General features: G+C 73.3%; 23 protein-coding genes and 1 tRNA gene. 7 read left to right on the plus strand and 17 right to left on the minus strand.

What is annotated here, in order from left to right; translation table 11 throughout:
- The first annotated feature begins 272 nt into the window (after window positions 1-272).
- Complete coding sequence (locus P3T27_RS24155) at window positions 273-1,223, plus strand: PAC2 family protein (protein ID WP_280681829.1); 951 nt, start codon at window positions 273-275, stop codon at window positions 1,221-1,223.
- A 96-nt stretch (window positions 1,224-1,319) separates the two neighbouring features.
- Here P3T27_RS24155 and mshC read toward each other — a convergent pair whose 3' ends face one another.
- The 6 genes from mshC to P3T27_RS24185 form a co-directional block, all read right to left on the minus strand.
- Window positions 1,320-2,549, minus strand: coding sequence for a cysteine--1-D-myo-inosityl 2-amino-2-deoxy-alpha-D-glucopyranoside ligase (mshC, locus tag P3T27_RS24160; RefSeq protein ID WP_280681831.1), 1,230 nt, complete (start codon window positions 2,547-2,549; stop codon window positions 1,320-1,322).
- A 207-nt stretch (window positions 2,550-2,756) separates the two neighbouring features.
- Window positions 2,757-3,587 carry a carbohydrate-binding protein gene (locus P3T27_RS24165; RefSeq protein WP_280681833.1) on the minus strand — a complete coding sequence of 277 codons (831 nt, stop codon included), beginning with the start codon at window positions 3,585-3,587 and terminating at the stop codon, window positions 2,757-2,759.
- A gap of 143 nt (window positions 3,588-3,730) precedes the next feature.
- Complete coding sequence (locus P3T27_RS24170) at window positions 3,731-4,648, minus strand: AraC family transcriptional regulator (RefSeq protein ID WP_280681835.1); 918 nt, start codon at window positions 4,646-4,648, stop codon at window positions 3,731-3,733.
- A gap of 68 nt (window positions 4,649-4,716) precedes the next feature.
- Complete coding sequence (locus tag P3T27_RS24175) at window positions 4,717-5,490, minus strand: SCO1664 family protein (RefSeq protein WP_280681888.1); 774 nt, start codon at window positions 5,488-5,490, stop codon at window positions 4,717-4,719.
- 68 nt (window positions 5,491-5,558) lie between these two features.
- Window positions 5,559-6,131, minus strand: coding sequence for a DUF3090 domain-containing protein (locus P3T27_RS24180; protein WP_280681837.1), 573 nt, complete (start codon window positions 6,129-6,131; stop codon window positions 5,559-5,561).
- A gap of 282 nt (window positions 6,132-6,413) precedes the next feature.
- The gene (locus P3T27_RS24185) at window positions 6,414-7,106 is read right to left on the minus strand and encodes a histidine phosphatase family protein (protein WP_280681840.1); all 693 of its coding nucleotides are present in this window, start codon (window positions 7,104-7,106) and stop codon (window positions 6,414-6,416) included.
- 155 nt (window positions 7,107-7,261) lie between these two features.
- Between P3T27_RS24185 and P3T27_RS24190 the strand changes: the two genes are divergently transcribed.
- Window positions 7,262-8,245 (plus strand): magnesium and cobalt transport protein CorA, encoded by a 984-nt coding sequence (locus tag P3T27_RS24190; protein WP_280681842.1) that lies wholly within the window; start codon window positions 7,262-7,264, stop codon window positions 8,243-8,245.
- Between the two features lie 78 nt (window positions 8,246-8,323).
- Here the strand turns inward: P3T27_RS24190 and P3T27_RS24195 are convergent, their stop codons facing one another.
- Window positions 8,324-9,370, minus strand: coding sequence for an LLM class F420-dependent oxidoreductase (locus P3T27_RS24195; protein ID WP_280681844.1), 1,047 nt, complete (start codon window positions 9,368-9,370; stop codon window positions 8,324-8,326).
- 252 nt (window positions 9,371-9,622) lie between these two features.
- On the opposite strand from P3T27_RS24195, the gene P3T27_RS24200 reads away from it, so the two are divergent.
- Window positions 9,623-10,603, plus strand: coding sequence for an aldo/keto reductase (locus P3T27_RS24200; protein WP_280681847.1), 981 nt, complete (start codon window positions 9,623-9,625; stop codon window positions 10,601-10,603).
- A 47-nt stretch (window positions 10,604-10,650) separates the two neighbouring features.
- Window positions 10,651-12,831, plus strand: coding sequence for a helix-hairpin-helix domain-containing protein (locus P3T27_RS24205; RefSeq protein WP_280681849.1), 2,181 nt, complete (start codon window positions 10,651-10,653; stop codon window positions 12,829-12,831).
- A 102-nt stretch (window positions 12,832-12,933) separates the two neighbouring features.
- On the opposite strand, the gene P3T27_RS24210 is transcribed toward P3T27_RS24205, so the two are convergent.
- Window positions 12,934-13,539, minus strand: a complete 606-nt coding sequence (locus P3T27_RS24210; RefSeq protein ID WP_280681851.1) for a hypothetical protein — start codon at window positions 13,537-13,539, stop codon at window positions 12,934-12,936.
- 365 nt (window positions 13,540-13,904) lie between these two features.
- Here P3T27_RS24210 and P3T27_RS24215 point away from each other — a divergent pair, with 365 nt between their 5' ends.
- Entirely contained in the window at window positions 13,905-14,114 is a 210-nt protein-coding gene (locus P3T27_RS24215) for a DUF5703 family protein (protein ID WP_280681853.1), read from the plus strand.
- 272 nt (window positions 14,115-14,386) lie between these two features.
- Here P3T27_RS24215 and P3T27_RS24220 read toward each other — a convergent pair whose 3' ends face one another.
- The 3 genes from P3T27_RS24220 to P3T27_RS24230 all read right to left on the minus strand — a co-directional run bounded on the left by P3T27_RS24220 (window position 14,387) and on the right by P3T27_RS24230 (window position 17,393).
- Entirely contained in the window at window positions 14,387-15,199 is an 813-nt protein-coding gene (locus P3T27_RS24220; RefSeq protein ID WP_280681855.1) for a chaplin, read from the minus strand.
- A gap of 348 nt (window positions 15,200-15,547) precedes the next feature.
- A complete protein-coding gene (locus P3T27_RS24225) occupies window positions 15,548-15,793 on the minus strand; it encodes a chaplin (RefSeq protein WP_280681857.1) in 246 nt (81 codons plus the stop codon).
- A 268-nt stretch (window positions 15,794-16,061) separates the two neighbouring features.
- Complete coding sequence (locus P3T27_RS24230; protein WP_280681859.1) at window positions 16,062-17,393, minus strand: M20/M25/M40 family metallo-hydrolase; 1,332 nt, start codon at window positions 17,391-17,393, stop codon at window positions 16,062-16,064.
- 291 nt (window positions 17,394-17,684) lie between these two features.
- Between P3T27_RS24230 and P3T27_RS24235 the strand changes: the two genes are divergently transcribed.
- Window positions 17,685-17,772, plus strand: a tRNA-Leu gene (locus P3T27_RS24235).
- A gap of 280 nt (window positions 17,773-18,052) precedes the next feature.
- Here P3T27_RS24235 and P3T27_RS24240 read toward each other — a convergent pair.
- On the minus strand, window positions 18,053-19,165 hold the full coding sequence (locus tag P3T27_RS24240; RefSeq protein WP_280681890.1) for an MFS transporter: 1,113 nt from the start codon (window positions 19,163-19,165) through the stop codon (window positions 18,053-18,055).
- 304 nt (window positions 19,166-19,469) lie between these two features.
- Between P3T27_RS24240 and P3T27_RS24245 the strand changes: the two genes are divergently transcribed.
- Window positions 19,470-20,132 carry a PHB depolymerase family esterase gene (locus P3T27_RS24245; RefSeq protein WP_280681861.1) on the plus strand — a complete coding sequence of 221 codons (663 nt, stop codon included), beginning with the start codon at window positions 19,470-19,472 and terminating at the stop codon, window positions 20,130-20,132.
- A 109-nt stretch (window positions 20,133-20,241) separates the two neighbouring features.
- Here the strand turns inward: P3T27_RS24245 and P3T27_RS24250 are convergent, their stop codons facing one another.
- The 5 genes from P3T27_RS24250 to P3T27_RS24270 form a co-directional block, all read right to left on the minus strand.
- Window positions 20,242-20,952 (minus strand): YukJ family protein, encoded by a 711-nt coding sequence (locus tag P3T27_RS24250; RefSeq protein ID WP_280681863.1) that lies wholly within the window; start codon window positions 20,950-20,952, stop codon window positions 20,242-20,244.
- Window positions 20,953-21,174: 222 nt separating this feature from the next.
- Window positions 21,175-21,339, minus strand: a complete 165-nt coding sequence (locus P3T27_RS24255; RefSeq protein ID WP_280681866.1) for a hypothetical protein — start codon at window positions 21,337-21,339, stop codon at window positions 21,175-21,177.
- A 511-nt stretch (window positions 21,340-21,850) separates the two neighbouring features.
- Window positions 21,851-23,056, minus strand: a complete 1,206-nt coding sequence (locus P3T27_RS24260; protein WP_280681867.1) for an IS4 family transposase — start codon at window positions 23,054-23,056, stop codon at window positions 21,851-21,853.
- A gap of 60 nt (window positions 23,057-23,116) precedes the next feature.
- Window positions 23,117-23,803, minus strand: coding sequence for a TetR family transcriptional regulator (locus tag P3T27_RS24265; RefSeq protein ID WP_280681893.1), 687 nt, complete (start codon window positions 23,801-23,803; stop codon window positions 23,117-23,119).
- 132 nt (window positions 23,804-23,935) lie between these two features.
- Window positions 23,936-24,367: acyl-CoA dehydrogenase family protein (locus P3T27_RS24270; RefSeq protein WP_280681868.1), on the minus strand; the 432-nt coding region annotated here is incomplete at its 5' end.

Genomic DNA, 24,367 nt, shown 5'->3' on the forward strand with positions numbered 1-24,367 from the left:
TCCGGCACGGTCCGCACCCGCCCCGGGCGGCTGACGCACCGTCAGCCCGTGCCGTCCGGATATCCGCTGGATCGGGGCGGTCCGCTCCCCCAGACTGTCCCGGTGCCCGGCCGCGGTGCGCATCAAAGCCCGTAGGCTGGGCAGGTAGGGACCATGGGGCGAGGCGTTCCATGGGTGACGAGAGGTTCGACAGTCGGCAGCCGACCCGTCGGCGCCCCGGCAGGCCAGCCGAGGCGGCGCCGGTCCGACCGCCGGCCGGAGGGAGACGCTGGGTGATCGAGCTGGAAGATGTTCCCGAGTTGATCGACCCGGTGATGGTCTGCGCTTTCGAGGGCTGGAACGACGCGGGCGACGCCGCCTCCGCGGCTCTGGCGCATCTGGACGAGACCTGGGGCGGCAAGGTCATCGCCGCCCTGGACGCGGAGGACTACTACGACTTCCAGGTCAACCGGCCCACGGTCTGGCTGGACGGCGGCATCCGCCGGATCACCTGGCCCACCACCCGGCTCTCGGTGATCCGGGTGACCGAGCCGACCACCCGGGACCTCGTCCTGGTGCGCGGCATCGAGCCGAGCATGCGCTGGCGGTCGTTCTGCAACGAACTGCTCGGCTTCGCGCACGAGCTCGGCATCGAGCTGGTGGTGATCCTGGGCGCGCTGCTCGGCGACACCCCGCACAGCCGCCCGGTGCCGGTCAGCGGGGTCACCTCCGACCCGGAGCTGGCCCGCCGCCTGGACCTGGAGGAGAGCCGCTACGAGGGCCCGACCGGCATCGTCGGGGTGCTCCAGGAGGCCTGCACGCATGCCGGGGTACCGGCCGTGACGCTCTGGGCCGCCGTGCCGCACTACGTCGCGCAGCCGCCGAACCCCAAGGCGACGCTGGCCCTGGTCAACAAGCTGGAGGACCTGCTGGACCTGCGCATCCCGCCGGGTGAGCTCGGCGAGGACGCCCGGGCCTGGCAGCTGGGCGTGGACCAGCTGGCGGCCGAGGACAGCGAGGTGGCCGAGTACGTCCAGCAGCTGGAGGAGGCGCAGGACACCGCGGAGCTGCCGGAGGCCTCCGGCGACGCGATCGCCCGCGAGTTCGAGCGCTACCTGCGCCGCCGGGAGAACGTCGGCCCGACCGGGGAGAAGCCGGTGTCCGGGCACGCCACGGCGGAGCGGCCGGCCGAGCCGGAGGCCCCGGGGGCGGCCCGGGAGAGCCAGGACGGCGACGAGGAGTAGCCCCACGCTCCGAGAGACGCCGAAGGGGCGTCAGGACACCTGGTCCTGACGCCCCTTCGGCGTCTCTCGGAGCGGTTGCCGGCCGTCGGCCGTCGGTCAGAGCGCGACGCCGAGCAACGCGTCCACGGTGCGGCTGACCAGGCCGGGCGCGCCGATGTCCGGGCCGCCCTCGGTCTCCTGCCGGGCCGCCCAGCGGTCGACGGCTGCCAGCGCGGCGGGCGCGTCCAGGTCGTTCGCGAGCGCCGTGCGGACCTCGCCGAGCAGTTGCTCGGCGGCCGGGCCGTCCGGCCGGGAGACCGCGGCCCGCCAGCGGGCGAGGCGCTCGACGGCCTCGTCCAGGGTCGCCTTGGTCCACTCCCAGTTCTCGCGGTAGTGGCGCGAGAGCAGCGCCAGGCGGATCGCCGCCGGGTCGACGCCGTCGCGGCGCAGCGCCGAGACGAAGACCAGGTTTCCGCGGGACTTGGACATCTTGTGGCCGTCCAGGCCGACCATGCCGGCGTGCACGTACGCCTTGGCGTACGGGTGGGTGCCGGTGGCCACCTGGGCGTGCGAGGCGCCCATCTCGTGGTGCGGGAAGGAGAGGTCGCTGCCGCCGCCCTGGATGTCGAAGGACATCCCGAGGTACTGCAGCGCGATGGCGACGCACTCGATGTGCCAGCCGGGGCGGCCGTGGCCGAGTTCGGTCTCCCAGGCGGGCTCGCCCGGGCGGGCGGCGAGCCAGAGCAGGGCGTCCAGCGGGTGGCGCTTGCCGGGGCGGTCCGGGTCGCCGCCGCGCTCGGCGAAGACCGGGCGCATGGCCTCCCGGTCGAGGCCGGAGACCTGACCGAAGTGCGGGTCGGAGTCGACCGAGAAGTAGATGTCGCCGTCCACCTCGTAGGCGGCGCCGCTCGCGAGCAGCTTCTGGACCAGCGGGACGATCCACGGGATCGACTCGACGGCGCCGATGTAGTGCGCCGGCGGGAGCAGCCGCAGGGCGGTCATGTCCTCGCGGAACAGGGCCGTCTCGCGCTCGGCCAGCGCGGTCCAGTCCTGCCCGGTGGCGACGGCGCGCTCCAGCAGCGGGTCGTCCACGTCGGTGACGTTCTGGACGTACAGGACGTCGTGGCCGGCGTCCTTCCACACGCGCTGCACCAGGTCGAAGGCGTTGTAGGTGGCGGCGTGGCCCATGTGGGTCGCGTCGTAAGGGGTGATGCCGCAGACGTAGATCCGGGCGGTGCCGTCCTGCGGCACGACCTCCCGGACCGTACCCGCTGCGGTGTCGAAGATACGAAGGGGGAGCCCCTGACCAGGCAGGGCGGGAACCTCGGAGGCGGGCCAGGCATGCATGGAACTGACTTTAACCTTGCGAACATTTGAAAGCCTAACCAGTACGCAAGATCGACTGGATTCGCTTCCTGTCGTTGCCGGACCGCTTCCCGACTGATAAAGAGCGGGTCCGACGAGCCCGCCGGAGGTCTTCGGGCACGGGTGAGCGCCCGGCCGGCCCTGCCGCCGACCGGGCGCCCGGCACCCCGGGGGACGCGGCCGGAGCCGCTACGACCGCTTCCAGAGGGCCGGCACGTTCGGCGGCTCCCAGCCGACCAGGGCGGTGTGCGCCTGGAGGCAGGCGTAGGAGGCGCCGGAGTAGGTGACGCGATCGCCCGCGTTGTACGGGGTCCCCGCCTTCCAGCTGCCGCTCGGCGGCGTGCTGGGCGTTCCGGTGGGGGTGGCGGTGGGCGTCGGGCTCGGCGTGCCCGGGGTCTGCGGCACGTCCAGGACGAAGTCGAAGCTGCCTTCGCGGGCCGGGCCGTTCTGGCGGACGTTCATCAGCAGCCGGGCGTCGTAGATGGTGTCCGTGCTGTTGCGCGGCTCGCCCGGGAAGTAGAGCTGGGTGGTGATCACCGGGCGGCTGGGCGCCTGGAGCTTGACGTGGAGGTGCCGGGTCCGGCCCGGGTAGAGGCCGGGGACGATGGTGTCCAGCTTGAAGACGCCGTTCGCGTCGGTGAACTGGTGGCCGCGGAAGGTGTAGCCGCCGTTGTCGTAGGCGCCGTTGTCGTCGGCCTGCCAGAAGTCCAACAGGACGCCGGGGATCGGCCGGCAGGCGCGGCCGAAGACGTAGCCGCTGACGGTCAGCCGGGTGCCGGGGCCGTCGTCGACCAGGGAACTGCGCAGCGGGGAGTCGGGCTTGAAGTAGGGGCCCTCGGTCTGCTCGATGGTGGGGTCGTCGCCGTCGTGGCACTCGGGGGTGAAGCCGGGGGGTCGGCCGGTGCCGGCCTGCTCGCGGGCCAGCGCGACACCGCCGCCGACCAGCAGCGGGGCTGCGCCGAGCATGGCTGCGGCCTTCAGGACGGTCTTTCGGCTGATCATGCCGTCGGGGCTGGGCATGCGCCCTCTCCTTTGGGATGGGGGTGACGGAGCCGGGATGGGGTGGAGGTGAGGCGGTCCTTGCCATGGCGGGAGCATGACAAGGACCGGACCGGTCACCCGTCCGCGTGCGCCGGACCGGCCACCGGTGGCCAGCAGCAAAGTTACGGGCCTTCCGGAGCCGCCGCGATGGACGCGATCCGGGGATCGTGGTGATTTCCGTCGACCCTGGCCCGGAACTCCCCCGGCGTCATCCCGGTCTCCCGCCGGAAGAAGCGGCAGAAGTAGGCGGGGTCGGCGAATCCCGCCTCCTTCGCCACCTGGCGAATCGTCAGATCCGTGCAGGCCAGCAACCGTTTGGCCTCCAGGGTCTGCTGGCGGCGGATCAGCCTGCCCGGGGTGCGGCCGGTGGCCTGCTTGACCAGGGTCTGCAAGTGGCCCGGCGAGACGCCGAGTTCCTGCGCACTGGAGGCCACCGAGTGGCGCACGCCGCCCGGCCTGGCGATCAACCGGGTGAAGGCGGCGGCCAGTTCGGTCGGCCGACCGGGCAGTGACGGCCGGTCGGCGCGCTCGGCGGCGCGCAGCGCCCGGATGATCAGGATGTGCAGGCTGGCCCGCAGCACGCCCTGGAAACCGGGCTGCCCGGCCCGGTACTCGTCCTCCATGTCGGCGAGCAACGCGCCGATCGGCCCGGCCCGTTCGCCGAGGCCGAGCGCCGGGCGGGTCGCCAGCGCACGTAACGCGGCGAGGTCCTGCGGGTTCCTGAGCAGGAAGTCCTCGTCGAACAGGACGACCTGGCCGGTGAGTTCGTCCGCGTCCGACCAGTAGTGCACCTGGCCGGGCGTGATCACGCACAACTGCGGTGGCGCCAACGGCTGGTGGACCAGGTCCAGGACGTGGGCGCCGCGGCCGCCGGTGACGTGGACGATCTCGTAGAACGAGTGCCGGTGCGGGAAGCCCGCGCGGGAGAGCGGGCCGATCGTGTCGAAAGTGCCGATGGCGAACGGCAGCAGGGCCTGCAGCCGGTGCAACGGCAGGTCCGGCGTGGTTCGGGGGGTGGGGGTGGTCCGTCGCGCGTCCATCGGAGCAGTGTGCGACCGATTCACGTGACAGGTCCAGACCATCAACCGGCCCGTTACCTTCGCCGGTGCTACACCGGCGGCCAGGGGATCGCGGGCCAGTCCTCGGAGGGCAGCGGGTGCCGGCCGGTACGGCGAAGTCCGGCCACCCGATCGCGGGTCGCCTCCAGTTCGGCGGCGGTCAGGTGCGGGGCCAAGCGCTCGGCCAGTTCGCCGTCCAGCCGCTCGGCGAGCCGGGCCAGCACCTCCAGCGCCTCGGCGGGCAGCGGCTCGCCGGCCCAGCCCCAGAGCAGGGTGCGCAGCTTGCCCTCGGTGTTGAAGGTGACGCCGTGGTCGATGCCGTAGACCCGGCCGTCGGCGGCCGGGATCAGGTGGCCGCCCTTGCGGTCGGCGTTGTTGAGCACCGCGTCCAGCACGGCGAGCCGGCGCAACCGCTGGTCGTCGTGGTGCACCAGCAGCGCGGTGCGGCCCTCGCCGACCTCGGCCCGCACGATCGGCAGCCAGCCCTCCTCGGGGCCGCGCGGGTCCTGGAGGGCCAGCAGCGGCTCGGCCTCGTGGTCCGGCTCGACCCACAGCTGCACCATGCCGGGCCCGTGCGGGCCGTCGCGCAGCACGGTGGGCGGGACCAGCGCCCAGCCGGTCGCGGCGGACACCTCGTACGCGGCGACCTCGCGGCCGGCCAGCGTGCCGTCCGGGAAGTCCCAGAGCGGGCGCTCGCCGGCCACCGGCTTGTAGACGGCCTGCGCGCTCAGCGAGCCGTGCGTGACGGTGCAGTACAGCGCGGCGTTGGAGGCCTCGGTGAGGCGGCCGTGCACGGTCAACTCGCCCTCGCGCAGCAGCTCCAGCGCGGTGGGCACGTCGGCGGCGAGGGCGGCGGCGGCCGCCGGGTCCGCCTGGGGCGGCGTCTCGGTGTTCAGCGCCGGTAGCCGTTCGCGCGCGGGCACAGGTGGCCCTCCGGGTCGAGCGGCAGGTTGCAGAACGGGCAGGGCTTGCGACCGGCCGCGACCAGGTCCAGGGCCCGCTTGGCGAACACCCGGGCCATCGCGCCGGACAGCCGCACCCGCAGCATGTCCGGGCCGCTGTCGTCGTCCTCGAAGACCGCCGCGGTGCTGTCCTCGTCGTCGTCCTCGCCCTCGATCAGCGCCTGCGCCTCGACCACCAGGCAGCCGTCCACGCCGTCCCAGGCCAGGGCCATGGTGCCGACCCGGAACTCCTGCTCCAGCGGCAGGTCCAGCGGAGCGGTGTCGAGCAGGTCCTGCGGGGCGGCGGCCGGGATGGAGACGTCGCCGCCGCTGCGCCGCAGCGCCTCGTCGAGGACCTCCTCGATCCGCTCGGCGAGCGCCGCCACCTGGGTCTTCTCCAACAGGACGCTGGTGATCCGGCCCCGGGCGCTGGCCTGCAGGTAGAACGCCCGGGCGCCGGGCTGGCCGACAGTGCCGGCCACGAACCGTTCGGGCTGGTCGTAGAAGAAGACCTGACGGGGCACGCTCTCGCTCCGGATCGTGTCGTTCGTGGGGATCACAGGGATCGCTGGGAGGTCATGGCTCGGGCTGCCGTTCGGCGGCCCGCGCACGGGCTCGCCACGCGGCGGGGCTCGTTAGTCACCCTACGACCTCCGGGCCCCCGTCGGGGAGCCGAGCCGGACTGGCACCGGCCAGCTCAGGCGGTGCCGCCGGGTGGTGCGGGGCCTGACGATCGGCTCGGGGCGGCGGGTCGTGTCGGCGGGCGGTCGCCTCGGGCGGCGGGCCGCCGCGGCGGGCGGTTCGCCTCAGGTGGTGCCGCCGACCACCGCGTCGCCGGCCGGGGTGGCCGGGGCGGCGCCGGTGCGCGGCGCGAGCGAGGCGAGGTCGCCGGTGTCGCCCATCCTCAGCACGAAGGGCCGCTGCGGGGTGTAGCGGATCGCGGTGACCGAGCAGGGCTCGACGCTGATCCGCTGGAAGTGGTCCAGGTGCAGGCCGAGCGCGTCGGCCACCACCGCCTTGATCACGTCCCCGTGCGAGCAGGCCACCCAGACCGCGTCCTCGCCGTGCTCGGCGGCGATCTTCTCGTTCCACTCCCGGACCGCGCTCACCGTGCGGTGGCTCAGCTCGCGCAGCGACTCCCCACCCGGGAAGGCCGCGGCGGCCGCGTGGTCCTGCACGGTGCGCCAGAGCGGTTCCTTCGCCAGCTCGGCCAGCGGCCGGCCGGTCCACTCGCCGTAGTGGCACTCGCCCAGCCGTTCGTCCTCGGCCGGCGGTCCCAGCTCGGGCCGGGCCGCCAGCAGCGGCTCCAGGGTCTGCCGGCAGCGCTCCAGCGGACTGCTGACGACCCCCGCCAGCGGGATCCCGGCGAGCCGGCCGGCCAGCGCGGCGGCCTGCGCGCGCCCGGTGTCGTCGAGGTCCACGCCGGGCGTCCAACCGGCCAGGATTCCGGCGGTGTTCGCGGTCGAGCGGCCGTGGCGGACGAGCAGCAGGGTGGGCATGGGGCTTAGCCTACGGCCTCCGGGCGCAGCCGTGGGGCGGGGGTGCGGGCGCGGGCGCGGGGCCCGACCGTGGGGCGCGGGCGGGGGTGCCGGTCCCGCAGCCGTGCTGGCCCGGCTTCACACCGGACGCCCCGTCCCGGGCCACAATGGCCCGCATGATCGTCCACTGTGCCAGCTACCACGACGGCCACCGGATCGAGGCCCCCGACGACCTCGCCGGCGCGCTCGCCGCCGCCCGCGCGGCCGGGCCCGGCGGCTTCGTCTGGATAGGCCTGTTCGAGCCCACCGCCGAGGAACTCCACCACGTCGGACGGGAGTTCGCCCTGCACCCGCTCGCCGTCGAGGACGCCGTCAGCGCCCACCAGCGCCCCAAGGTCGAGCCCTACCAGGGCTCCCTGTTCGTCGCCCTCAAGACGCTCGGCTACCACCCCGGCGCCCACGCGGTGACCATCGGCGAGGTGATGGTGTTCCTCGGCGCGGACTTCGTGATGACCGTCCGGCACGGCGCCGACACCCCGCTCTCCGGCCTGCGGGCCCGACTGGAGAAGCAGCCCGAACTGCTGCGGTACGGGCCGAGCTCGGTGCTGCACTCGGTCCTCGACACCGTCGTCGACGGCTACGTGGACGTGGCCACCGGGCTGCAGGCCGACCTGGACGAACTGGAGGCGGACGTCTTCGCCCCCGGCCGGGTCGGTCGCGACACCGCCGGCCGGATCTACGGCTACAAACGCCAGGTGATGACCGTCCGCCGCGCCACCGGCCCGCTGCTGGAGCCTGCGCTGCGCCTGGCCCGGGGCGGCGAACCGTACGTCCGCCCGGAGACCCTGCCCTACCTGCGGGACGTCGCCGACCACCTGGCCCGGGTGACCGACCAGGTGGACGGCATGGACCGGCTGCTGTCCGACATCCTCAACGCCAACCTGGCGCAGGTCAGCGTGCAGCAGAACAACGACATGCGGAAGATCTCGGCCTGGGCGGCGCTGGCCGCCGTGCCGACGATGATCGCGGGCGTGTACGGGATGAACTTCGTCGACATGCCCGAACTGCGCCAGCCCTGGGGGTACCCGGCGGTGCTGTCACTGATGGTGGCGGTCTGCCTGGTGCTGCACCGGGTGTTCAAGCGGCACGACTGGCTGTAGTGCCGCTCGAAGACCCGGGTACCGCTTCGCCGGGCGCCGGTTCACCGGCCACCTGCTCGCCGGTGACGCCGGGCGCCGCTACGCCAGGCCGGCGCGCTCCAGCGCCTCGACGCCCGTGCGCAGCGCCTGGATCCGCTCGTCCAGGGTGAAGCCGGACGGGGCCAGGGTGAGCGTGGTGACGCCGGCGTCGGCGTAGGCCTGCATCCGGTCCGCGATCCGGGCGGTGTCGCCGATCAGCGAGGTGGCGTCGATCAGCTCGTGCGGGACGGCGGCCGCGGCGCCCGCGTAGTCCTTGGCCAGGTACTTCTCCTGGATCTCGTCGGCGGCCTGCTCGTAGCCCATCCGCCGGGTGAGCTGGTTGTAGAAGTTCTTCTCCTTGCTGCCCATGCCGCCGATGTACAGCGCGGCGTAGGAGCGCTGGGAGTCGACGCCGGCCTTGATGTCCTCGCCGACCGCGATGGTGACGGTCGGGCAGAGGTCGAAGCCGTCCAGGCCCTGCCCGGTCTTGGCGCGGCCGGCCTTCAGCGGGTCGAGGGAGAGCGCGGCGTGCTCGGGCGAGAAGAAGATGCCGAGCCAGCCGTCGGCGATCTCGCCGGTCTGCTCCAGGTTCTTCGGGCCGATCGCGGCGATGTACAGCGGGATGTGCTCGCGCACCGGGTGCACGGTGAGCTTGATCGGCTTGCCGGGGCCCCCGGGCAGCGGCAGCGTCCAGTGCGCGCCCTCGTGGACCAGCCGCTCGCGGGACATCGCCTTGCGGATGATCTCCACGTACTCGCGGGTGCGGGCGAGCGGCTTGTCGAACTTCACGCCGTACCAGCCCTCGGAGACCTGCGGTCCGGAAACGCCGAGGCCGAGCCGGAACCGGCCGCCGGACAGGGTGTCCAGGGTCGCCGCGGTCATCGCGGTCATCGCCGGCGTGCGGGCGGGGATCTGGAAGATGGCCGAGCCGACGTCGATCCGCTCGGTCTTGGCGGCGACGAAGCTCAGGACGGTCGCCGCGTCCGAGCCGTACGCCTCGGCCGCCCAGCACACCGCATAGCCGAGCCGGTCCGCCTCCTGGGCCACGGCGATGTTGTCGGCGTCCATGCCGAGTCCCCAGTAGCCGAGGTTGATTCCGAGTCGCATGTGCCGAACCTTCCAGTCGGTGAGGGTTGGTGGCGAGGGTAGCCGCGCACTCACCGGTCATGCTACTGACCGGTAGTGGTGGTCCGGGTCACACCCGCCGGCCCCCGGTGGCCGGTGATCGTTCTGCGGGTCGCCACCTCTGCCCGGGCACCGGCCGCTACGCTCAGCCGACGTGGGGAGCGCTCTTCCCACCTGCGCGTTTTCAGGGCCACCGGCGCTCCCGGTGCCACCGGCCAGAGGAGGGCCCGTCCGATGGAAAAGCGACACCTCGGCCGTACCGGTCTGCAGGTCTCCCGGCTCGGGCTCGGCACCATGACCTGGGGCCGCGACACCGACGAACACGAGGCCGCCGAGCAGCTCAAGGACTTCGTCGACGCCGGCGGCAACCTGCTCGACACGGCCGACGTGTACGCCGACGGCGGCGCCGAATACCTGATCTCCCGGCTCACCGACAGCCTGATCCCCCGCTCCGAACTCGTCATCGCCACCAAGGCCGGCAGCGTGCCGGAGTCCACCCGCCGCTTCGACGGCTCGCGCGGACACCTCCTCTCCGCGCTCGACGCCTCGCTGCGCCGACTCGGCACCGACTACGTCGACCTGTGGCAGGTGCACTCCTTCGACCCCATGACGCCCGTCGAGGAGACGCTCAGCGCCCTCGACATCGCCGTCTCCTCCGGACGCGCCCGGTACGTCGGGGTCTGCGACTTCAGCGGCTGGCAGCTCGCCAAGGCCGCCACCTGGCAGCGCTCCCACCACGGGCGCACGCCGCTGGCCGGGGCCCAGCTGGAGTACTCGCTGCTCCAGCGCGGCATCGAACGCGAGGCGCTGCCCGCCGCCCAGGACGCCGGGGTCGGGCTGGTCGCCTCCTCGCCGCTCGGGCGCGGGGTGCTCACCGGCAAGTACCGGCACGGCGTCCCGCAGGACTCGCGCGGCGCCTCGCCGTACCTGTCCGGGTTCGTCCAGCCGTACCTCGGGGAGCGCTCGCGGCGGATCGTCGACGCCGTCGCCACGGCCGCCGACGGGCTCGCCAGCAGCCCGCTCGCGGTCGCCCTCGCCTGGGTCCGGGACCGGCCCGGGGTGGCGAGCGCGCTGGTCGGGGCCCGTACGGTGGCCCAGCTGCAGGCGGCGCTGTCGGTGGAGGCGCTTACGCTTCCGGGTGAGATCCGTGGTGCGCTGGACGACATCTCGTCGCCCGTGCACCGCTACCCGGACCAGGGGTGGAGCGAGCTGTAGCCCCTCGTCCTGATGAACAGGCAGTGGAGTGACCTTTGGAGCGGACGATGAGTGACACGGAGAACGGCGCTCCGGAGGAGACCACCGGGGGCTCGGCCAGCTCGGCCGGCTCGGCCCGCCCGGTGGACAAGGCGGCGGCGATCGCCGAGTTGGCGCAGCGGATCCGCAGCGTCGGCCCGCAGGCCGCACCGCCGGAGGGCGGGGACCGACCGGCCGTCGCCGAGGACGCCAAGGGCGCCGAGGCCCCGGCCACCGCGCCGGCCACCACGCCGACTCCGGGCCCGGCTCCGGGCCCCGGGGAGCTCGACCGGCAGCGCGCCCAGGCGCTCAAGGACACCGCCGAGGTGCTGACCGCCGGGGGCGCCCCGATGGAGCTCGCGGCCGCCGCAGTGGCCGAGTTCGGCGACGGCGCCGCCGAACAGCTGCGCTCCGACCCGTGGGCGGTGCTGTCCCTGCCCGGCGTCCGGCCCGACCACGCGGACGGCTTCGCGCGCGGCCTGCTCGGCCCCGCCGCCGGCCCCGGCGACCCGCGCCGCGCCCAGGCGCTGGTGCCGTGGCTGCTGGAGCAAGCGGCGCTGCGCGGCCACTCCGCCGTGGAGGTCGCCGAGATCGCGGCCGGACTCGACCGCCACGGGCTGCCGGACTCGGCCGCGGCGATCCAGGCCGCCGTCCTGGACGGGCGCGCGATGCCCTTCCAGGAGGAGCTGACCGGACCGGAGGCGCACACGGCGGGCGGGGACGAGGACGAGGAGCCGCCGACCCGGACGCTGCTCGCCCTGGAGCGGCTCGCGCTGGCCGAGGAGAGCCTCGCGGACGGGCTGGTCCGGCTGATGTCGACCTTCGTGCCGGGCGAGGACTCGGAGCCGGACGAGGACTCGGTACCGGACGAGGGCCCGGAGCCGAGCGAGGAGGCTGACGCCGGCGAGGGCTCCGACTCGGGCGAGGCCGCCGACTTGAGTGAGGACGCCGACTCAGCGGCGCGCTCCGGCTCGGGCGAGCACGCCGACTCGGGCGAGGCCGCTCCGCGGGCCCCCGCCATGCCCGGCCCGACCGCGTGGGCGGCCGCCGGTGAAGCCGCGCCGTCCTCCTCCGCCACCGCCCTGATCCAGGCCGTCGCCGACAGCGCCCTGGTGCTGCACACCGGCGGCGAGGCCGCCCGGGCCGAACCCGCCGCACTGCTGGCCGCAACCCGCGGCCTCGGGCTGCGGGCCTGGGCCGCCACCTGGACCGACCAGGGCCGGGAGTCCTTCGCCGCGCTCACCGACGCCCCGGCCGCCGTGGTCACCCTCGCCGACCTGCTCTCCGGCGCCGCCGGGCCGGGCCGCTCCTCCGACGGCACGCTCGCCCTGGACGTCCTGGTCGTCCTCGACGCCCCGCTGCTGGACGTCGAACTGGCCGCCACCGTCCTGGAGTCGCTCGCCGACGGCACCCGCCTGGTGCTCAGCGGTGACCCGGGCCAGCTCTGGTCGGCCGGCCCCGGACGGTTCTTCGCCGACCTGCTGGCCGCCAAGGTCTGCCCCGCGGTCGCCTCCCGCACCCCGGACTTCGGCCCGATCGGCGAGCTGGTCTCCGGCATCGGCATCGGCGAACTCCAGCCGGTCGAGGCGCCGGACAAGGAGGTGGTCATCCTGACCGCCAAGGACGGCGGCGAGGCCGTCCACCGCGCCATCCAGCTGCTCACCGACTCCATCCCGCGCGCCCTCGGCATCCCCGCCGAGCAGGTGGTGCTGCTCACCCCGGGCCACGGCGGCCCGGCCGGCACCCGGGGCCTGAACGCCGCCGCGAAGGCCCGGCTCAACCCGGGGCCCGGCCGGTTCGGCGGCTTCGACCCGGGCGACCGGGTGGTCGAATCCCCCGCCCCCGGCATCACCCGCCCGGCCCGGGTACTGGACGGCGACGCCACCGGCCTGCACCTGGAGTACGCGGACGGCTCGCGCCGGACCGTCCCGCCCGCCGAGGCCGCCCGGCTGCGGCACGGCTGGGCGCTGACCGTCCACCAGGCGCTCGGCCGCCGTTGGCCGGGCGCGGTGGTCGTGCTCCCGGAGGACGCCGGCCCGGTGCTCACCCGGCAGTGGGTCTACACCGCCTTCGGCCGCGGCGAGCGGCACCTGTCCGTGGTGCACGCGGCGGGCCCGGCGCTCGCCCAGGCCGTCGCCGAGCGCCCGGCACAGCCGCGCACCACCCGGCTGCGGGCGATCCTCGCCGAGAACGCCGCGTCGGCGTACTGATCCGCGCACACCGGTTGACACTCCGGTCCGAACCCGCCGGACCGAAAACACAGCGGGCGGGCCCCACACCCGGTGGGGTCTGCCCGCTGCGGTCCGAGCCGGTCAGTCGTCGGGGTCCTCGTCGTCGTAGACCTCGCTCACGTCGAACCGGCAGATCAGCATCTGCGGGTCGGCGTGCTCGAAGGGCTCCGGCAGCCACTCCCCCGGCTCGGTCGGCTCCGCCGCCGCGACCCAGAGCGTCGAGTCCGCCTCCTCCAGGCCGAACTCCTCGCTGCGGGCGGCGATCTCGTCCGGCTCGTACTCGCCGAACAGCACACCGATCGCGGCGTTCACCCCGCTGGTGCCGCCCCCGCCGGGGGTCAGCGACTCGTCGAGCCGCTCGGCCTGGGCGCGCAGCCGCTTGGGGTCGGCGACGTGGTAGTCCCGGCGGATCAGCACGCTGATCGCCTCGGGCTGTTCGGGGCCGTGGTAGCCGCCCGGGCCCTCGTCCCCGGGGATCTCGAAGGGGGTGACCTCGTCGTAGACCTCGTAGAGGAGTTGGTCGTAGGCGATGGCCGCCGTCGCGAGCTGCTCGTAGGCGGCGGACACAGCGGGATCATCCGCTGCGCTGGGGCTTGACACCGCTTCCAGATGACGGTCGATGGCGGCCTTGACCGCCTCGGCGGCGGCGCGTACCTCGGCAATGGTGGGCTGCGCGGCATCAGACATGGTGCAGACGCTATCTCCCCGCGGTGTCGGTACGCACAGCGGTTGTCACCTACACCCGCGATTTCACCGCAACTTCCCCCCTGATGTCCGATCCGCGTGGTTCTGTCCCCGCGCATGCCCGGCGCAGAGGGCGTGCGGCCGGGCCCGACGAGGCCAATCGGGTGCCGCTTCGCGCGCCGGGATCGGGGTATCCCGTCCACAGGAACAACGGAACTGATGCACTGTCAGCCGGGCCGGTCCGGGCTGGTCCCGTCGGGTCGGGAGGACGGCGGGAACGACGGCAGGGAGGACGACCGGAAATACCCGGTCCGGCTGTCCGAGGCAGGTCGTAGGCTTGCGTGCAGGTGATCCTCAGGAGGAGCGTTTTGACCCCACCGAAGCCGGTCCGGCAACCGGAGTACGAGTACCAGTCGCTGCGGATGCCGCGCGGCACCACGCGCAACGCGGCACGCCAACTGCTCACCGAGCACGCCGAGTACGGACACTGGGAGCTCGACCGGTTGCGGCTGTTTCCCGACGGGAGCCGGACGGTCCGGCTGCGACGGCGGATCATCCGACAGGTCCGGAGCTGGTGACGGGCGGGCGCGCCTGAGTCCGCCCGTCACGGCGGGGGCGTACGGGCGGGGGACGTACGGGCAGATCCGCCTCGGGTGGGGAGCGGCCGGGCGGGGTGAGCCCGACCGGGAACGTGACTGCCCCGGCGGGGACTTCACGCCAGGCCTCATGCCCGGCCATCACCCCGAGACTCCACTCCGGGCTTTCACGCGCCTGCGGCCGCCCGATGGACGGGCGGCCGCGGGCGCGTCGCGCGCTCCGGCGGCGCTGCGGGGTGCGACCTACCGGCGGCTCAACGCGCGCCGGCGCGGGCGCGGCGGTAGAGCACGCCGCCGCCGAGCAGCAGGGCGAGGCCGGCGGCGCCGAGTAGTTCGACGTCACCGGCGCCGGTGGAGGCCAGCTGGCTGCCGACGGCGGTGCTCGGCGAGGCGGCTGCGGTGCGGGCCGCGACCGGGACGGCCTGACCGCTCGCGACCGGCGCGGCGGCGGGGGTCGAGCCGCCCCCGGGGGTGCCGGTTCGCGGGTTGCCCGGGGTTTCCGCGCCGCCGGTCTGCGGCGGGGCGGACGGGCTGTGGTCCTCGGGGCAGTCGTCGGTCGGCTTCGAGGCCGGGACGGAGTGGGCGACGTTGCCGCAGTCGTTGCCGAAGGCGGGGTTCCCGACGCCGACCACGTCCACGGAGTTGCCGCAGGCGTTGACCGGGACGTGCACCGGGGCCTGGACGCTGTTGCCGGAGACCACACCGGGCGAGTTGGCGGCGACACCGGAGGCGGACGCGCCCGAGGCGGACGTACCCGCGCCGGTGCTGGAACTGGAACCGGCGCCCGTGTGGGAGCCGCCCGGCTTCGCGGCCTCGTGGTGGCCGCTGACGTTGGCGCAGCGGTTGCCGTAGGACGGGTTCAGCACGCCGATCACGTCGACGGTGTTGCCGCAGGCGTTGACCGGTACCTCGACCGGCACCTGCACCGAGTTCCCGGAGGCGACACCCGCCGAACCGGCCGCACTTCCCTGCGCCTCGGAGCCCGCGTAGGCGTAGCCGGCGGTCGAGGCCAGGACACTGCCGGTGGCCACGACCGTGAGGATCCCCTTCTTGGCTACATTCCTCATCTTTTCCCCTGACGTATCGAGAACGACGTGACGACCTTGACGCGACTACCCTCCGAAAGTCGGAATTTCCGCATATCCAGATATCCGGCAAGGTCTTCGACTGCACAGGGATTAACGAGAGGGCGACGGGGAGGTTGAGCCGAACGAGCCCGCTTCACCCGATCGAGCGAGGCCCCCGCCCGGCCCGCGACTCCTCAGCTCCTCGACTCCGCGACTCCGCGACTCCGCGACTCCGCGACTCCTCAGCGTCCAATCCCCGGACATGCGAACGGCCCCCTGTGCGGCGCGTCCGCCGCACAGGGGGCCGAGTGAGTCGGCTCAACGAGCCTCAGGGGCTCGGAGCGTGGCTCAGAAGTTGGCGCAGTGGTTGCCGAACGCCGGGTTCAGCACGCCGATCACGCTGACGGTGTTGCCGCACAGGTTGATCGGGATGTGCACCGGGACCTGGACCTGGTTGCCCGCGACGACACCCGGGGAGCCGGCGGCCACACCCTCGGCGGCGGCACCGCCGTGAGCGGACGCGACACCGGCGGCGGCGATCACCAGGCCACCGGTGGCGGCGGCGACAGCGGCGATCTTCTTGACCTTCATCATTCCTCCTGTATGGACAACGCAACCCGTTCGGCGGGCTACACAGGAATGAACGACGGTGCGGCAAACGGGGTACGGAACAGATTTGCCATTCACCCGCAACGGTGAGGTCTCGCACACATACTCGACACGCATTCCCTTGCAGAATCGTTTCTGATGATCTCCCCCGCCTCGTCCCAAATCATTAGCTCGGACAATGCGGACGGCCCGTCCTCGGCACCCCGGGAACGGGCCGTCCGCACCAGCTGCCGCGCAGGTGCCCGGCAGGTGCTCAGCAGGCGTCGAGGAACCGGTCCAGCACCCGGACGCCGAACTTCAGCCCGTCCACCGGCACCCGCTCGTCCACGCCGTGGAACATCCCGGCGAAGTCCAGCTCCGGCGGCAGCTGCAGCGGCGCGAAGCCGAAGCAGCGGATCCCGAGGTCCTGGAACGACTTCGCGTCCGTCCCGCCCGACAGGCAGTACGGCACCGCGCGGGCGATCGGGTCCTCCGCCCGCAGCGCCGTCTGCATCGCCTCCACCAGCGCACCGTCGAAGCTGGTCTCGATCGCCCGGTCCGAGTGCAGGCTCTCCCGCTTCACGCGCGGGCCCAGGACGCTGTCCAGCTCCGCCAGGAACTCCTCCTCGTAACCGGGCAGGAAGCGCCCGTCCACGTGCGCGGTGGCCTGGCCGGGGATCACGTTCACCTTGTACCCGGCACCGAGCATGGTCGGCTGGGCGGTGTTGCGCAGCGTGGTGCCGATCATCTTGGCGATGCCGCCGAGCACGCGCAGCGTCTCGTCCATGTTCTCCGGGTCCAGCTCGACCCCGAGGGCGTCCGACAGCTCGTCCAGGAAGGCCCGGACGGTCTTGGTGATCCGCAGCGGGAACTTGTGCCGGCCGAGCCGGGCGACCGCCTCGCACAGCTCGGTGATCGCGTTGTCGTCGTTCTCCATCGAGCCGTGCCCGGCCCGGCCCTCGACCGTCAGGCGCATCCAGTGCATGCCCTTCTCGGCCGTCTCCACCAGGTACAGCCGCACGTGGTCGTTGACCGTGAAGGAGAAGCCGCCGACCTCGCCGATGCCCTCGGTCACGCCCTCGAACAGCTCCGGGTGCTTGTCCACCAGGAACCGCGCCCCGTACGTGCCGCCGGCCTCCTCGTCCGCGACGAACGCCAGCACCAGGTCGCGCGGGGGCTTGCGTCCGGTGCGCAGCCGGTCGCGGACCACCGCGAGGGTCATCGCGTCCATGTCCTTCATGTCGACCGCGCCGCGCCCCCAGACGCAGCCGTCCGCGATCTCCCCGCCGAACGGGTCGTGCGTCCAGTCCGCGGCGTTGGCCGGCACCACGTCGGTGTGGCCGTGGATCAGCAGGCCCGGGCGGGAACGGTCCTCGCCCTCGATCCGGACCACCGTCGAGGCGCGTCCCTTCGCCGACTCGAAGATCTGCGGCTCCACCCCGAACTCGGCGAGCTGCTCGGCGACGTACTCCGCCGCCTTGCGCTCCCCCGGGCCGGAACCGTCCCCGTAGTTGCTGGTGTCGATCCGGATCAGATCGCGACAGATCCCGGCGACCTCCGACTCAGCCGTCACCCTCGGCGTCGCCGACTCGCTCCGCTCGCTCACGGTCACTCCTCGTCTCTGGCCCGCACCGACGCACCAGCGCGCCATCCCCAGGACCTGCACCCGGGCCGTACGAGCACGTCCGCCCATCCTCCCCCAGCCCCCGGGCCGGATCCACCCCCCGCACACCCCCGAAACCCCCTGGTCACGCCCCCGCCACACACACCCCCTTGCCTCCGCCACCACCCCCGATCCCCCACCCGGAACCGTTTTGGGAGCCCAAGCCGATCTTTGCTACAGTTACATCTGTCAGCGCGGCCGACGAGAGAACGAAAGCCGCAAAGACGACACCCCGTCCGGGTGGCGGAATGGCAGACGCGCTAGCTTGAGGTGCTAGTGCCCTTTATCGGGCGTGGGGGTTCAAGTCCCCCCTCGGACACCATAAATGCGGGTCAGGAGATATCCTGGCCCGCATTTTGCGTTGGGCGTGGCCTGGGCGGCGCCCGGGCTGCGGGGGCGGTTCGGGCGCCGCGTCAGGTGGGGGCTACCTGGTGTGGAGGCGGCGGGCCGGGCCTACCGGAGGGCGGCTGCGGTGACGGCCTGGGGCGAGCGGGTGCCCCGCCGCCGTCACTGCGCCCTTCCTCGGGCTGCCGGAGCACCCGTCCCGGATGGCTCAGAAGGCTCCGGACGCCGGACGGCACCGCCGATCCGGTGGGTGACGATCAGTCCGGCGAGCCGGCGCAGAGTCGGACCACCAGCGCTGTGGCGAGTGCGGTGAGGCCGCCGAGGAGCATGACCGTGGAGGTCGAGGCGGTGTCGACCACGGCGCCGCCGAGCAGCGCGCCCAGGGAGATGGTGGCCTGGAAGGAGGAGGTGAAGACGACGGTCGCCGCCTCCGGCGCGTGGGGTGCCGCGGTGCGGAACCAGAGCTGGGAGCAGACCGGGACGGCGCCGTACGCGAGACCCCACAGGAGGAGGAGTACGGTCGCGCCAGGTGTGGTCCGCCCGAGGACGGGGAGCAGCAGGGTCGAGGCGGCGAGCAGGCAGGAGGCCGTGACGAACGCGGGGCGCAGGGCTCGTGCGGCCCAGGTGCCCACGAGGAAGTTCCCCGCGATGCCGGAGACGCCGTAGGCCAACAGGAGCACGGTGACGAGGTTCGGGCCGGCGTGGGTGACGTCCTGCAGGAACGGCGTGACGTAGGTGTACGTGCCGAAGTGGGCCGTCACGACGAGGAACGTCACCGCGATCCCGGTGCGTGCGCCCCTCGTCCGGAACAGGCCGCGCAGCACGGACAGGCTGGTGCTGGTCTGCGGCGGCAGCGGGGGCAGGGACACGGCGAGCGCGGCGAAGACGATCAGCGTCAGCGCGGCCATGGCCGCGAAGGCGGTCCGCCAGCCGGCCAGGTGGCCGAGGAAGACCCCGGCGGGCACGCCGAGGACGGAGCCGAGCGGGACGGCCGAGAAGATCACGGCGTTGGCCCTGGCCTGCCGGGCTTCGGGCACCAGGCGCGGGGCGAGGCCGGCGCCGATCGACCAGAAGGCGCCGATGACCACGCCGAGCACGATCCGGGCCACCAGCACCGCCCAGTAGGCGGGGGCCAGCGCGTTGAGGAGGTCGGCCAGGACGAGGGCGAGCATCAGCACGCAGAGCATGGTGCGCCGGTCGGTCCGCCGGGTGGCGACGGTCACCACGGGGGCGGCGACGGCGGCCACGATCCCGGGCAGGGCCATCATCAGCCCGGCCGTGCCGTCCGAGATCCGGAACGAGGCGCCGATCGGTGTCAATAGGCCGATCGGCAGGATCTCGGTGGTGACGAGGGAGAAGATACCGGTCATCACCGAGACGACGGCGAGCCAGCCGCGCGCCGGGACCCGGGCGGAGGCTGCGGGGGCGGGCGGGGCGGCGACCACCGGGTCGGGGGCGGGCGGGGCGGAGCGGGGGGAAGGGGGCACGGCGACGGTCCTGTCTGACGATCAGCGGGTGTCTCCGGACGAGTCCACCAGCCCTCCCGGGCCCCGGTCTGGCGTGATTGCGACGTCGACCGTGACGCTGGGACCTCGACATTCGGCGGGTCGGCCGGGTAAGGGTGGTGCCGGGCGCGCCAGCCCCGTGGAGCGCCTGATGCCTGGGAGGAAGCCGATGTCCGCACCTGTTCAGCACCACCGGTTCGCCGTCGACGAGGACGGCAACGACCTGGGGTACGTCCTGTCCCTGCCGGACGGGTACGACGGGGGCCCCGGGCCGTGGCCGCTGCTGCTGTTCCTGCACGGCGCCATGGAGCGCGGCGAGGACCTGGCGGCACTCGCCGCGCACGGGCCGGTGCGGCAGATCGCCGACGGGGCGAAGCTGCCGTTCGTGGTGGTGGCGCCGCAGTGCCCGGCCCACAGTTCGTGGGTGGCGGAGTTGAGCACGCTGGCGGCCCTGGTCGAGGACGTGTCGCGGACGTACCGGATCGACCCGGACCGGCGGTACGTGACCGGCCTCAGCATGGGCGGCGCCGGGGCGTGGGCGCTCGCCGCCCGGTACCCGCGCCGGTTCGCCGCGGCCGTACCGGTCTGCGGGTCCTGGCTGCAGGAGGCCGCGCCGCGCCTCGCCGCCCTCCCGGTGTGGACCTTCCACGGCGACGAGGACGACGTCGTCCCGGTCGAGCACACCGACCGACTGGTCGCGGCGCTGCGGGAGTTGGGCGGTCCGGTGCGGTTCACCCGCTACCCGGGAGTCGGCCACGACTCCTGGACGCGGACGTACGACGACCCCGAGGTCTACGCCTGGCTGCTCGCCCAGTCCCGCAGCGCGGGCTGAGGACGCGGGCCGGGCGGACCGGGGGCCGGGCGGCACCGGTGCCACCGACCTTGGGCCCGTCCGGCCCTGGCTCCACTGCCCCTGACTCCGCTGCCCCCGGTTGCGCCGGCTACTGCTGCGGGCCGGTCGCCTGGCGGGGGCGGGTGGGGCGCGGGACGGCGACGGGCAGGGCGTGCCCGGTGCGGTCGTCGGTGTGCCAGGACTGCGACTGGAAGGCCAGGAACACCGCCGCCCAACGGTTCTCCGACGGCAGGTGGATGAGCAGCGCGCCGTCCTGGTACACCCCGTCGTCCGCCCGGAACCGCCCGCCGTTGCCCTGGTTCATGTGCACGTCGTGCACGCCGTTGCCGGGCAGGAAGCCGAACACCTTGTCCGGGACGCCGGGTTCGGGCCCGAAGCGCTGCCCGAACACGTACACCGCGGCCACCGGGTCGGCGATCGCCCGCTGGACGTGCCGGTCGAGCAGGTCGGCGAGGTCGTTGTCCGGGCCCGGGAGGTCGGGCGGCAGGACGCGCATCGCCGCAGGGTCGAACAGGCGCCCGCGGACGAAGTCCAGGCTCGCCGTACCCGGCCGTGACGGGAGCGGGTGCCAGCCGCTGCCGGCCGGCGGGAGGGCTGCGGTGGCGGGGTGCCGGAAGTCCTCGACCGCGAGGTAGCGCAGGTCGGCGGGGGCCTGCTGGGAGAGGACGTTGACCGCCGCGCGGAAGTCGGTGCCCTGCGCATCGCGCAGGTGGATCTGGTAGTGCGGGGTGTCGGTGGCGCCTTCACGGCGCCGGTCGACGGCGGTGCCGGCGAGCACGCCGTAGTCACGGATCGGCATGGGTGCGGTTCCTCGGTTCGCTGGTTCCCCGCCGGCCGGTCGGCCGGGGCTTCCTCCGTTATCGCGCACCCCGCCGACCGGGTTCCGGCGCATCCCCAGGTGTTCATCTCCCGTCCGCTGAAAGGGCTTTCGCGCCGCGGGGCGTTGGCGTCCGGGCCGGCGGCAGGGGCCGAAGCCGGGCGTCGGCAGTCGGTCGGGTCACCGGCCTGGCGGGAGGCCCGGTCAGCTGGCCGGCGCCGCCGCGCCCCGGTCGGCCGGGACGGGACCACGCCTGCGCCGACCCCGGACCAGCTCGCCGGTGACGAAGGCCGTCACCGCCGCGACGATCAGCAGCGGCATCTGACGCAGGGCGGGGCCACCACTCTGCTGCTGGGGCGTCCCCGGCATCGCCGCTCCTTCGCGCTCCCGGGGCTCGCGGCCCCCGTCCTGCGACCGAGTCTCGCCCGGCGGCGGGGGGAGCGCACGGCGTGCGGCCGTCAGCCGGGCGCCGGGCGGCCGTGGTGGCGCCGTACGGGTGAGGGCGTGAAGCGTGAGGCGGTGAAGCGTGAGGCGGTGAGGCGGCCGGCGCGAGGACAGACCCCTAGGTGCACTGACCACGGAGGTTGGTGACGGGGCTCACGGAACAGAACACCTAGACCCAATACCAGTGACTTAGTAGTCCCAGGGTCGCCTGACCGTGACGGGTGGGTTGATCGGGGCGGTCTTGTGGTGCGGCGCGATGGTGACTGCTTCGACCGGGTCTCGGGTGGGTTGCGGCCAGAGTGTGTGGTCGGCCCGTTTGACGCCGAAGTTGGACATCTTGCGTTTGACGACGCGGGCGTTGGACCGTCTGCGGCGGGTGGGCAGGCGGTGGCGGGCTATCTCGCGCAGCCCGTCGGTTAGGGCTGCGGCTAGGCGGTCAGGGGGAAAAGGCCGCCTGCGCGGCGACTTGGCGTCGTGCGAGGCGGAGGGTGCGGGTGAAGGAGAGCCGGTCGGGGTCCTCGCCGATGTCCTGGGCGGCGGTGTGCATGAGCTGGCGGATCGCGTGGTGGACGAGCATGTGGCCCCAGACCTCCTGCTCGACGCCTTCGGGTGAGCGGGAGCGCAGAACCTGGGCGGGGCCGCGCTGGTGCGTCTTCAGCTCGTCCAGCGCGGTCTCGATCTCCCAGCGCTCGTTGTAGCGGACCGCCAACTCTGTTGCGGGTGCGGACTCGTGGTCGAGGATGGTGGTGATCAGCCGGTAGGGGGCGGTGTGCTGCGGGCGGCCGGGGTCGTCCAGGGTGTACTCGATGACCCGCACGACGGCCGCGTCGGCGCGCTTGCGGTCCCCGGCGGCGGCGATGTCGGACAGGTAGGAGCCGTCGGGAAGCTCCTGCCGCACGGGCAGGACCGCGTTGGACTTGATACGCCAGAGCAGGTCCGCTCCGCCGGCCGACGCGGCCCGCCACTGCTCCAGGCCGGCGAAGCCCCGGTCGGCCATCAGCAGGTCGTCGGGCCCCAGAGCGTCGAACAGCTCTCGCGCGAGCACGGACTCGGCGGTGGTGAACGGGCCCAGGGTCGCGTGGGTGATCGCGTGGGTGCCGCACTCCGCCAGCGCCACCACCCGCACCTGCGGGAACGCGGACCGCTCGCCGCGATGGGTCTTGGGACGGCCGAACCGTGCGTCGTTCTCCTCGCTGTCCGGCACGTCGAACGTCGTCCCGTCGATGGCCATCAGGCGCCAACGCCCGTACCACGCACCGGGAGTTGCCTCAGTCGCGACAGGGCCGGCGGTCTGTTCGAACAGCACCTTGAGGACCTCGGGCCCGAGCTTGACCCGGGCTCGGGAGATCGCCGCGGTCGTCGGAACCTGCCACGACCCGGACCAGCGCCTCGCCCAGGCCAGCCCCTCGGTCAGCAGCCGCGCGACCTCCTCATACCCCTGCCCGGAGAACAGGCACATCGCCAGCACGAAATAGACGACCACCCGTGGCGGCAGCAGCCGCTGGCGCTGACCGGTCCGGCCACACTCCTCCACGATCCGGTCCACCAGCTCCGGCGGGAACGTCCGCGTCAGCAGTCCGATCGCGATCCGATCCGACAGCCGCTCGTCCGTCGACGGCTTGACCTGCCCAGGGCGTGGCATACGGGCACCTCCTGGACAGGCAGCCTACCAGCAGAGACCCTTAAGTCACTGGTATTGCACCTAGACCCGCTGGACGTCGCCGAGCGCGCTCTCGATGCCCTGGACCATCCGCCACAGCGGCGCCCGGCGGCTGGCGACCAGCACCACCACGTCGTCCGCCCCGGCCTCGCCGTCCGCTCCGCCCTCGGCCGGGCGGTCGCGCCAGGTGCCGGTGACGAAGGCCATCGCCGCGTCGACCTCGGCCACCCAGTCGCTCTCCCCGCCCGATCGCAGCCAGGTGCGCAGAGCGTGGTTGTGCGCGGAGACCACGGCGGCGGCGATCACGTCGGCCCGCAGCGGGCCGTCCGGACGGTCGGCGAACCGGCCGCGCAGGTAGGCGGCGAGGGTGTGCTCGTAGCGCCAGACCACCGACAGCTCGTACGCCCGCAGGCCGGGCACCTTGCGGGTGAGGCGGTAGCGCTGGACGGAGAAGGAGGGCTGCTCGGCGTACATCCGCAGGACGAGCCGGGCCGCGTCGCAGGCGTGCTTGACCGGGTCCTCCTCGCCGGTGCCGGACTCCAGGAACTCCGTCATCTCGGCGAGGCTGCGCTCGTGGTCCGGGAAGACCACGTCCTCCTTGGCCGGGAAGTAGCGGAAGAAGGAGCGCCGGCCGACCCCGGCGAGCGAGACGATGTCGTCGATGGTGGTCTGCTCGAAGCCGCGTTCCAGGAAGAGCTCGAAGGCGGCGGCGACCAGCGCCTCGCGCATCGCCGGCTTGGCGGGCCCGTCGTTCATGGGCAGGTCCTGCTCTTCCTTCTCGCTCATTCTCGGAACATAGCATCGGCCCCGAACGGCCGGACCGGTGCCCGGTCCGGCCGTCGGTACACCTCGGAGCCGCCGTTACGGCAGGTTGCGGGCCATGACGATGCGCTGGACCTGGTTGGTCCCCTCGTAGATCTGGGTGATCTTCGCGTCCCGCATCATCCGCTCCACCGGGTAGTCCCGCGTGTACCCGTACCCACCCAGCAACTGCACCGCATCCGTGGTGATCTCCATCGCCGCATCCGACGCGAAACACTTCGCCGCCGCCCCGAAGAACGTCAGATCCCCGTCCCCACGCTGCGACTTCGCCGCCGCCGCATACGTCAACTGCCGCGCCGCCTCCAGCTTCATCGCCATGTCCGCCAACATGAACTGAACACCCTGGAACTCCGCGATCGCCTTCCCGAACTGACGACGCTCCTTCACATACCCCGCCGCGTAGTCCAACGCCCCCTGCGCGATCCCGATCGCCTGCGCCGCGATCGTCACCCGCGTGTGGTCCAACGTCCG

The sequence above is a fragment of the Kitasatospora sp. MAA19 genome, from assembly GCF_029894125.1.
Taxonomy (GTDB): domain Bacteria; phylum Actinomycetota; class Actinomycetes; order Streptomycetales; family Streptomycetaceae; genus Kitasatospora.

What these genes read in the sequence shown, in the direction of transcription:
- P3T27_RS24195 (WP_280681844.1), bottom strand. Translation starts at nt 9,370, where the DNA reads ATGCGACTCGGAATCAACCTCGGCTACTGGGGACTCGGCATGGACGCC.
- P3T27_RS24255 (WP_280681866.1), bottom strand. Translation starts at nt 21,339, where the DNA reads ATGCCGGGGACGCCCCAGCAGCAGAGTGGTGGCCCCGCCCTGCGTCAG.
- P3T27_RS24210 (WP_280681851.1), bottom strand. Translation starts at nt 13,539, where the DNA reads ATGTCTGATGCCGCGCAGCCCACCATTGCCGAGGTACGCGCCGCCGCC.
- P3T27_RS24165 (WP_280681833.1), bottom strand. Translation starts at nt 3,587, where the DNA reads ATGCCCAGCCCCGACGGCATGATCAGCCGAAAGACCGTCCTGAAGGCC.
- P3T27_RS24200 (WP_280681847.1), top strand. Translation starts at nt 9,623, where the DNA reads ATGGAAAAGCGACACCTCGGCCGTACCGGTCTGCAGGTCTCCCGGCTC.
- P3T27_RS24220 (WP_280681855.1), bottom strand. Translation starts at nt 15,199, where the DNA reads ATGAGGAATGTAGCCAAGAAGGGGATCCTCACGGTCGTGGCCACCGGC.
- P3T27_RS24170 (WP_280681835.1), bottom strand. Translation starts at nt 4,648, where the DNA reads ATGGACGCGCGACGGACCACCCCCACCCCCCGAACCACGCCGGACCTG.
- P3T27_RS24185 (WP_280681840.1), bottom strand. Translation starts at nt 7,106, where the DNA reads ATGCCCACCCTGCTGCTCGTCCGCCACGGCCGCTCGACCGCGAACACC.
- P3T27_RS24240 (WP_280681890.1), bottom strand. Translation starts at nt 19,165, where the DNA reads ATGACCGGTATCTTCTCCCTCGTCACCACCGAGATCCTGCCGATCGGC.
- mshC (WP_280681831.1), bottom strand. Translation starts at nt 2,549, where the DNA reads ATGCATGCCTGGCCCGCCTCCGAGGTTCCCGCCCTGCCTGGTCAGGGG.
- P3T27_RS24225 (WP_280681857.1), bottom strand. Translation starts at nt 15,793, where the DNA reads ATGATGAAGGTCAAGAAGATCGCCGCTGTCGCCGCCGCCACCGGTGGC.
- P3T27_RS24205 (WP_280681849.1), top strand. Translation starts at nt 10,651, where the DNA reads ATGAGTGACACGGAGAACGGCGCTCCGGAGGAGACCACCGGGGGCTCG.
- P3T27_RS24250 (WP_280681863.1), bottom strand. Translation starts at nt 20,952, where the DNA reads ATGCCGATCCGTGACTACGGCGTGCTCGCCGGCACCGCCGTCGACCGG.
- P3T27_RS24260 (WP_280681867.1), bottom strand. Translation starts at nt 23,056, where the DNA reads ATGCCACGCCCTGGGCAGGTCAAGCCGTCGACGGACGAGCGGCTGTCG.
- P3T27_RS24265 (WP_280681893.1), bottom strand. Translation starts at nt 23,803, where the DNA reads ATGCGCGAGGCGCTGGTCGCCGCCGCCTTCGAGCTCTTCCTGGAACGC.
- P3T27_RS24245 (WP_280681861.1), top strand. Translation starts at nt 19,470, where the DNA reads ATGTCCGCACCTGTTCAGCACCACCGGTTCGCCGTCGACGAGGACGGC.
- P3T27_RS24190 (WP_280681842.1), top strand. Translation starts at nt 7,262, where the DNA reads ATGATCGTCCACTGTGCCAGCTACCACGACGGCCACCGGATCGAGGCC.